Annotated in this window: 6 protein-coding genes and 1 pseudogene; 3 read left to right on the top strand and 4 right to left on the bottom strand. The window is 62.4% G+C overall.

Translation table 11 applies throughout. The annotated features are described in order from the left end of the window. Positions 1-471: 471 nt before the first annotated feature. Positions 472-579: pseudogene (gene mnmA, locus AC30NL_RS05870) on the top strand (tRNA 2-thiouridine(34) synthase MnmA); the annotation flags it as partial. A 72-nt stretch (positions 580-651) separates the two neighbouring features. Here the strand turns inward: mnmA and AC30NL_RS05865 are convergent. Further along, positions 652-1,209, bottom strand: coding sequence for a YaeQ family protein (locus tag AC30NL_RS05865; protein WP_489463077.1), 558 nt, complete (start codon positions 1,207-1,209; stop codon positions 652-654). A gap of 69 nt (positions 1,210-1,278) precedes the next feature. Here AC30NL_RS05865 and AC30NL_RS05860 point away from each other — a divergent pair, with 69 nt between their 5' ends. Beyond that, complete coding sequence (locus tag AC30NL_RS05860) at positions 1,279-1,551, top strand: hypothetical protein (protein WP_489463076.1); 273 nt, start codon at positions 1,279-1,281, stop codon at positions 1,549-1,551. Between the two features lie 148 nt (positions 1,552-1,699). On the opposite strand, the gene AC30NL_RS05855 is transcribed toward AC30NL_RS05860, so the two are convergent. Genes AC30NL_RS05855 through AC30NL_RS05845 form a run of 3 tightly spaced genes read right to left on the bottom strand, consistent with a single transcriptional unit; the run spans position 1,700 to position 3,746 of the window. Continuing rightward, the gene (locus tag AC30NL_RS05855; RefSeq protein ID WP_489463075.1) at positions 1,700-2,209 is read right to left on the bottom strand and encodes a TPM domain-containing protein; all 510 of its coding nucleotides are present in this window, start codon (positions 2,207-2,209) and stop codon (positions 1,700-1,702) included. A gap of 9 nt (positions 2,210-2,218) precedes the next feature. After that, positions 2,219-3,121 carry a TPM domain-containing protein gene (locus tag AC30NL_RS05850; RefSeq protein WP_489463078.1) on the bottom strand — a complete coding sequence of 301 codons (903 nt, stop codon included), beginning with the start codon at positions 3,119-3,121 and terminating at the stop codon, positions 2,219-2,221. Positions 3,122-3,140: 19 nt separating this feature from the next. Next, positions 3,141-3,746 (bottom strand): LemA family protein, encoded by a 606-nt coding sequence (locus AC30NL_RS05845; RefSeq protein ID WP_489463074.1) that lies wholly within the window; start codon positions 3,744-3,746, stop codon positions 3,141-3,143. 153 nt (positions 3,747-3,899) lie between these two features. Here AC30NL_RS05845 and AC30NL_RS05840 point away from each other — a divergent pair, with 153 nt between their 5' ends. Beyond that, positions 3,900-5,474 (top strand): alkaline phosphatase D family protein, encoded by a 1,575-nt coding sequence (locus AC30NL_RS05840; protein ID WP_489463073.1) that lies wholly within the window; start codon positions 3,900-3,902, stop codon positions 5,472-5,474. Positions 5,475-5,674: the final 200 nt, after the last annotated feature.

Here is a 5,674-nt window from a genome sequence, read left to right as displayed (position 1 = left end):
TTTTCTCGTGTTGGAAGGCTTCGATAACACCCCGCAAAAGGTCTCTGGCTCGGAACAGCGGCCAGCTGCGGATTGGCACATGATCACACGGGATGGGACAAGTAGGCACCCAAGTCATAGAACGATTGCATATCGAGGCTGGAGACCGAGGATCTGCTGTCGTCTTCGGCGGGTATTGCCAAGCGTGCTCGTGGCAAAGACTGGCGCAAGTTGAGGTCGGTGTCACTTCTGGACGCGATGCTGCTGCCCCTGCTGCGAGATGACTGCGACGCTCTTTCTCTGTATTGCTCGTATGCCTCTAAGTCGTATCGTGGATCGCTGCTGCTAGAGCTCGTTCGGCTGGTGTTCATCTTCTGGACGCGCCTTTCCTGCGCTTGCAAATATGGATTTGCGACGATACGCAAGAAGTTCTTTGCGCATGTCACAGAAACGAAGGCGCAGCCCTAATTTGCGAAGCGTCCAGAACCTCTCGACTACAAAGACCGCGTCTTCGCCGAGTTCCTGCGCGAATACGACGCCGGCCGCACGCCCAACCCCGACGTGCTGTGCATTGCCGAGATCAGGTTCGAGGCCTTTCTCGTCGTTCCCGTCGAGGCGGCTGGGGCGCCTTTTGACGTGCTGCCCGGACACGCTCGAAATACTCTCAGCCTCTCAGTCCGTGCCGTAAAGCTTTTCAGGAGCGATCTCCACTGATCGCTCCCCGTCACCCACCCACACATGACCGTCCTGCACAGTCACCTGTAGCTGCATCGTGCGCCGGGCCAGCGTGGCGAGCTCCTGGCATTGCTCTGCGGGGATCAACCACACCTTCAGGTTGTTGGCGCGGGTGATCTTGGTGGCGATGCCGTTCCACCAGATCGGCGAACTGGCAGTGAAGGTGTAGACGCTGACCTGTTCCGATCGCGGGCTCGCCCGCATGAGGCGCTTGTCGTCGGGCTGGCCCACGTCGATCCAGTGCACGATCTGGCCGGTGAGGTCCTTGTGCCAAAGAGCGGGCTCGTCGGTGTCCCACAAATCCTTGGCGAGATCGAGGCCGCCTTGGTCGTCGCTGGCAGGCACGTTCAATGCGAAGGCCAGGAGGCGGATCATCATGCGCTCGTCAGTTTCCGAGGGATGCCGCGCGATTGTCACGGCGTGATCGCCATAGACATTGCGGTCCATGTCGGCGAGCTGGATGTTGGCTTTGTGAATGGTGGCTTTGAGTGCCATGAAGGTCCCGGGAAAGAGGAGGATTATGCGGGCCGGGCGACAATCGGCGCCGTTAAAGGAGTTCCCCGAATGAGCATGAAGAAGACCGATCTCGCCAAGAACCTCGCCCTCAAGATCAGCGGCCAGATGAAAGCCGCCGGCACGCCGGGCCGCTTCGGTGAGGCGGCGAGCAAGGTGGTGGATCGCAAGGAGCAACGTCGGCGCGACGCCGCTGCGGGGCTCGTGCCCTTTGCATGCAAGCTGCCATCGGACCTGGTCAAGAAGATCAATGAGCGCGCGGTCAAGCACGAAGGCGGCGTCAATGCGCTCCTGGTCGAACTGATCGGCAAGGGCTTTGGCTGAGAGGCTGAGAGTTTTTCGAGCATGCCCGCTCATCACGCCAAAAGACCCCTGCTCGTCGTTGCAAATGCTCGCCATAGCCAAGCTATGGCTGCGCTTTGTCTAGATCAGGCGCCTTTTGACGTGCTGCTCGGACACGTTCGAAATACTCTCAGCCTCTCAGCTGAGGTTCATCCGGGAGTTCGTTCGGATTGACCGCCCCGACTGCGAGCGGGAAATGTTTCACCAGCGCCCGATCGACCGCGTCAATGGAGGCGATCACGCCTTCTTCGAAACGCCCCATGCGAAACGACTCGCGCATGCTGGCGACGATCGCGTCCCATTGTTCCTGCTGCACATGCCGTGATACGCCGCGGTCGGCCACGATATCGATGCTGCGTTCGGCAAGCAGCAGGTAGATCAGCACGCCGTTGTTGCACTCGGTGTCCCAGACTCGCAGCTTGCCGAACAGGGTCACGGCGCGCTCGCGTGGCGTGGCGTCGCGCCACAGGTACGACAAGGGCAAGCCGGCCTCGATGCACACGCGGATTTCACCGCTGTGATGTCGCTCGCTGGCCTCGACGCGCTGCTGGATTCGTTCGAGCGCGCCGGCGCCAAGAGCACGCTTTGCGTCAGTCTCGTCGCGCCAACGGTGCTTCAGGATGCGATTGAGCTTGTTCATGGCGATGCGTCACCATTTTCCTGAAGCGCCGCCGCCGCCGAAGTCGCCGCCCCCACCGGAGCTGAATCCTCCGCCGCCGCCGCCTCCGCCGCTCCAGCCGCCACCACCACTGCCCCCGCCAAAGACGATCGGCACGCCGAAGCCACCGAGCCCGCCTCGTCGCGACGAGCCCACGCCGAATAATCCGACCAGCACGAGCGCGATCAGGCCCGCGGCCCCTGCGAGCAAGGCACTGGCCGTGAGCCACCAGCCCAAGCCGCCCGCTGCCGCACTCGTCGCCAACGAGCCCAGCTTGCGGCCGAAAAGGCGCGTCAGCATGGCGCCCAGCATCGGTACGCCAATGAAGAAGAACATCGCGAGTTGATCCCATCCGACACCCCGCTCCTGGTTCTTTGCCCTCGGCTCTTTGCCGGGTTCGGGCGGCGGCAAACCCTCTTTGCGGATGAGCGATGACACCTGATCGATGGCCTGGTTGAGCCCACCCGCGAAGTCGCTCGCCTGAAACGCCGGGCGCACTGCTGTGATGACGCGTCTTGCCGCGACGTCCGGAATGGCGCCTTCCAAGGCCTTGGCCACCTCGATACGCACATGCCGGTCGTTCTTCGCCACGACGATGAGCACGCCGTCGCCCACATCACGCCGCCCGATCTTCCATTGATCGGCGACGCGCTGGCCGTAGGACGCGATGTCTTCAGGTTGCGTCGTCGGCACCATGAGCACCACGACCTGCGCGCCGTTCTGCTGCTCCAGCGCCGCGAGCTTTTGTGTCAGTGCGTCGCTTTGCGCTGGCGTCAAGGTCGCGGTCTGGTCGATGACTCGGCCGCTCAAGGTCGGCACCGGCAAGACGTCTTGTGCGCAGACGCACGTGGCGAATGCCAGGCAAGCGGCCAGCCCGGGAACCCAGCGAGGCATGAGTGGCACGAAACGCCGCCTACTTCGATGCCGGCTTGTCGAAGCTCACCGGCGGTGGTGTCGAAATCTCGGCTTCGTTCGGGACTGTGAAGCTCGGTTTGACCGAATAGCCGAACATCTTTGCCGTCAGATTGGTCGGGAAGCTTCGCGCGAGGACGTTGTATTCCGCCACGGCCTTGATGTAGCGGTTGCGCGCGACGGTGATGCGGTTTTCGGTGCCTTCGAGTTGGGTCCGAAGATCCTGAAAGGCCGCGTTGGCTTTGAGGTTGGGGTATTGCTCTGCCACCACCAACAGGCGGCTCAGTGCCCCGGTCAACTCGCCTTGTGCCTTCTGGAACTTGTCGAAGGCCACGGGATTGTTGATGAGTTCTGGCGTGGCCTGGATGCTGGTGGCCTTGGCGCGCGCCTCGATGACCTTGGTCAGCGTGTCCTGTTCGAACTTGGCTTCGCCTTTCACCGTCTCGACGATGTTGGGAATCAGGTCGGCGCGGCGCTTGTACTGGTTCAGAACTTCCGACCAGCCAGCCTTGACCTGTTCGTCCAGGCGCTGGAAGTCGTTATAGCCGCATCCGCTGAGGGAGGTGAAGACGAGGAGGGCGGCGAGGAGCCAGATGCGTCGACACATGATTCGTTTTCCTTTGGTTCTTGGCGTGCGTCGTGTTATCTAAGAGTACTGCGTTTCACCAAAACGTTGACATCAAATCGTGTCTTCGCTCGCCATGAACAAAAAACCAGTTCGCTGAAAGTAATTCGATTCGGACGCGATACGCTGCGCGGCATGATCATCGATCGACGACGTCTTCTCAAGCTGGCATCTGCTGCCGCCAGCACCTTGTGGCTGCCGCGCAGCGCCTGGAGCCAGCCCAAATTCAGCGGCAACCCCTTCACGCTAGGCGTGGCGAGCGGATCGCCCACGCACGAATCGGTGGTGCTGTGGACTCGGCTGGTGTCACGCGGAGTCCTCTCTTCGAATCTCGGCACGCAACCCATCACCGTGCGATGGGAAGTGGCCGAGGACGATGTCTTCAGGCATGTCGTGAAGAGCGGACAGGCTCAGGCGCTTGCCGAACTCGGCCACTCGGTTCACGTGGAAGTGCCGGGCCTGGCTGCCGACCGTTGGTACTTCTATCGGTTCTTCGCCGGCGACGAGCGAAGCCCCATCGGGCGCACGCGGACGTTCCCCGCAGCTGACGCGAACGCCGCGCGGTTGCGGCTCGCGTACGCGTCTTGCCAACGCTTCGAGCATGGCTACTTTGGAGCCTACCGCCATATGCTTGCTGAAGACCTCGACGCAGTCGTATTCCTGGGCGACTACATCTACGAATACCCGAATGCCGCACACGCGGTGCGCGTTCCTTCCGGCGGCTGGACGATCACGCTCGACGACTATCGCAGACGCTACGAGCTTCACAAAGCAGAGGCTGACCTCCAGGAAATGCACGCGGCCTGCCCGTGGCTCGTGACCTGGGACGACCATGAAGTGCAGAACGACTATGCGGGCCTGACGCAAGGCGAGAGCGGTCCAGCGGTGAGTGATTTTCTTGCGCGTCGAACGGCGGCGTATCAGTCGTTCTACGAGCACATGCCGCTGCCGGCATCCGTGTTGACGCAGGCTCTCGCCGGTATGGCCAAAGGTGCCGAGATGCGCATCTATTCCGAGCTGCGATTCGGCAAGTTGGCCGCCCTCTATCTGCTCGATGACCGCCAGTACCGCGACGCGCAGGTTTGCACGCGCGGCGGCAAACCCGGTTCGGGCCTCGTCGACCCATCGGCATGTGCCGCCTTGTCCGACCCGAAGAGAACGCTGCTGGGCGCTGCGCAGGAAGCCTGGCTGGACAAGGTGCTTGCAGGTGCCAGCAAGGGCTGGAACATCGTCGGGCAGCAGACCTTGTTCGGGCCGAGAAGCCTCGCCACCGCCACCGCCGGCCCCACCGTGTGGAACGATGGTTGGGACGGCTACCCGGCGGCGCGCACGCGCATGCTGGGCCAGCTTCGCAAGCACGAGGTTGCGAATGCCGTTCTGCTGGGCGGCGACATGCATGAGAACTGGGTCGGGCACGTGAAGGCGGACTACGCCGATGCGAAGAGTCCATCCATTGGCGTCGAGCTGTGCGGAACGAGCATCACCTCGCGCTCCGCCGGCAGCGCCAAGACAGCGCAGCGGCTCGCGAACAATCCGCATTTCGTGTTCGCCGACTCCGAACGCAATGGTTACGGCGTCGCGGAGTTCACGCCGCGCAGGCTCACGGCAACCTTGCGTGTCGTGAGCGACGTGACGAAGAAAGCCCCGGCCATCGAGACTTTGGCGAAGTTCACGGTGGAAGCGGGAAGCGCCAGGCTCGAGCGGGCGTAGGGCTTCGCGACTCACGCGCATAGTCGGTCGTTGCGTAGCTTGCAATCAAGCCGATGAGCCATCGCTTGGCCCGCAAGGCCCCTGGGGCGAAGGCGGGGCCTGAGAGGCTGAGAGTATTTCGATCATGCCCGCTCATCACGCCAAAAGGCCCCTGCTCGTCGTTGCAAATGCTCGCCATAGCCCGGGCTATGGCTGTGCTT

Source organism: Rhizobacter sp., assembly GCA_021153565.1.
In the GTDB taxonomy this organism is placed as follows: domain Bacteria; phylum Pseudomonadota; class Gammaproteobacteria; order Burkholderiales; family Burkholderiaceae_C; genus Albitalea.
The sequence above is the reverse complement of the archived record's forward strand: the minus strand, read 5'-3'. Positions and strand labels throughout refer to the sequence as shown.

Coding starts and splice junctions, on each gene's coding strand:
- AC30NL_RS05845 (WP_489463074.1), bottom strand. CDS start 3,746: ATGTGTCGACGCATCTGGCTCCTCGCCGCCCTCCTCGTCTTCACCTCC.
- AC30NL_RS05855 (WP_489463075.1), bottom strand. CDS start 2,209: ATGAACAAGCTCAATCGCATCCTGAAGCACCGTTGGCGCGACGAGACT.
- AC30NL_RS05840 (WP_489463073.1), top strand. CDS start 3,900: ATGATCATCGATCGACGACGTCTTCTCAAGCTGGCATCTGCTGCCGCC.
- AC30NL_RS05850 (WP_489463078.1), bottom strand. CDS start 3,121: ATGCCTCGCTGGGTTCCCGGGCTGGCCGCTTGCCTGGCATTCGCCACG.
- AC30NL_RS05865 (WP_489463077.1), bottom strand. CDS start 1,209: ATGGCACTCAAAGCCACCATTCACAAAGCCAACATCCAGCTCGCCGAC.
- AC30NL_RS05860 (WP_489463076.1), top strand. CDS start 1,279: ATGAGCATGAAGAAGACCGATCTCGCCAAGAACCTCGCCCTCAAGATC.